This window comes from Myxococcus sp. AM010 (assembly GCF_013372585.1).
Taxonomy (GTDB): domain Bacteria; phylum Myxococcota; class Myxococcia; order Myxococcales; family Myxococcaceae; genus Myxococcus; species Myxococcus vastator.
Map to the genome: position 1 here is coordinate 1 of NZ_JABXEO010000197.1, position 1901 is coordinate 1901.

Annotated in this window: 2 protein-coding genes; both read left to right on the forward strand. The window is 74.9% G+C overall.

The annotated features are described in order from the left end of the window. Positions 1 to 1288: complex I subunit 5 family protein (locus HV826_RS36245; protein ID WP_176421559.1), on the forward strand; the 1288-nt coding region annotated here is incomplete at its 5' end. Continuing rightward, positions 1285 to 1901 (forward strand): proton-conducting transporter membrane subunit (locus HV826_RS36250; RefSeq protein WP_303623603.1); only part of this gene is annotated, 617 nt, incomplete at its 3' end. The genes HV826_RS36245 and HV826_RS36250, both read left to right, overlap by 4 nt.

Consider the following 1901-nt stretch of genomic DNA (forward strand, 5'->3'; position numbering starts at 1 on the left):
CGGGTGGGGCGCGCCGCTGGGCATCGACCTGTACGCGGACGGCCTGTCCGCCGTGGTGGTGGCGATGGTGGCCGGGGTGGGCGCGGGCGTCGCCGTGCATGCGTGGCGCTACTTCCCCCCGGGCCACGAGCGCGACTTCTTCTGGCCGCTGTGGCTGACGCTGGCGTGCGGGCTGGGCGCGGTGGCGGTCGTCGGCGACGTCTTCAACCTCTACGTCGCCTTCGAGGTGACGTCGATTGCCGCCGTGGGCCTGGTGGCCCTGGGCCACGGCGCGGTGGCGCGCGTGGCCGCGGAGCGCTACGTGCTGGTGGCCCTGGGCGGCTCGCTGGTTTACCTGCTGGCGGTGGCGCTGCTGTACGCGGAGTATGGCGTGCTGGACATGGCGGAGCTCGCCGCGCGGGTGCGGCCCTCGCCGACCACGGGGCTGGCGCTGGCCCTGGCCATGGCGGGCCTGTCCGCGAAGGCGGCGCTGCTGCCGCTGCACGGGTGGCTGCCGCCCGCGCACGCCAGCGCCCCGGCGCCCGCCAGCGCGCTGCTGTCCGCGCTGGTGGTGAAGGCGGCGATCTACGCGCAGCTGCGGCTGGGCTTCACCGTGTTCGCCGGGGCGCGGACGCCCGCGCTGGACGCGGCGCTGGGGGCGCTGGGGGTGGGCGCCATCGTCTGGGGCTCGCTGCTGGCGCTGCGGCAGCGGCGGCTCAAGGGCGTGGTGGCGTACTCCACGGTGGGGCAGCTGGGCTACCCGTTCCTCGCCTTCCCAATGGCGGGCACCGCGGGGGCGAGCGCGGCCCTGGCGGGGGCCGTCTACTTCCTGCTCGCGCACGCGTGCGCCAAGGCGGCGCTCTTCCTGGCGGCGGGCAACGTGCAGCGCGCACTGGGGCATGACCGGGTGGAGGAGCTGCGGGGCGCGGGCGCGGCGCTGCCCATGACGTTCCTGGCCTTCGCGCTGGCCAGCCTGAGCCTGATGGGGCTGCCGCCCAGCGGCGGCTTCGTGGCCAAGTGGCTGCTGCTGCGCGGCGCGCTGGAGGCGGAGGCCTGGGCGCTGGCGGTGGTCATCGTCGGCGGCGGGCTGCTGGCGGCGGGCTACCTGCTGCGGGTGCTGGCGCTCGCGATGGCCGTGCCCTCCGGGCCTCCGCCGACGGTGGCGCGGGTGCCGCGCACTCTGGAGGCGGTGGCGCTGGCGCTGGCGCTGGCGGCGGTGGCGCTGGGGCTGGTGTCGTCCGCGCCGCTGGCGCTGCTGGAGGTGGGGGCGCCAGAGCCACTGGGGACGCTCGGGCGGAGGAGGCCATGAGCGCGTGGAACACCTGGCTGCCGGTACTGGTGCTGGGCACGTCGTTGGTGACGGGCGCGGTCATCTTCTCCATGCCCGAGTCGTGGCGCCGCGCGCGCACGGCGCTCAACGTGAGCGGGGCCACGCTGAAGGCGGGCCTGGTGGCGGACATGGTGTGGGGCGTCTTCCATGGCCAGCGCTACGAGACGCGGCTGGGGCTGGGCCTGGGGCCAGGGCTGGAGCTGGTGCTGAGCAGCGACTCGCTGAGCATGCTCTTCGCCACGCTGTCGTCGCTGCTGTGGCTCGTCACGACGCTGTACGCGGTGGGCTACCTGGAGGGCTCGCACCACCTGCGGCGCTTCTTCGGCTTCTTCAGCCTGTGCGTCACCGCGACCATGGGCATCTCCTTCGCGGGCAACCCCATCACCTTCCTCCTCTTCTACGAACTGCTGACGGTGAGCACCTACCCGCTGGTGGTGCACGCGGGCACGGACGAGGCGTTGCGCGCCGGGCGCATCTACCTGCGCTACACGCTGACGGGCGGGGCGGTGCTCTTCCTGGCGGTGGCCTGGCTGTACGCGCTGGCGGGGCCGGTGGCGTTCACCGTGGGCGGCGTGCTGGCGGGGGTGGGGCT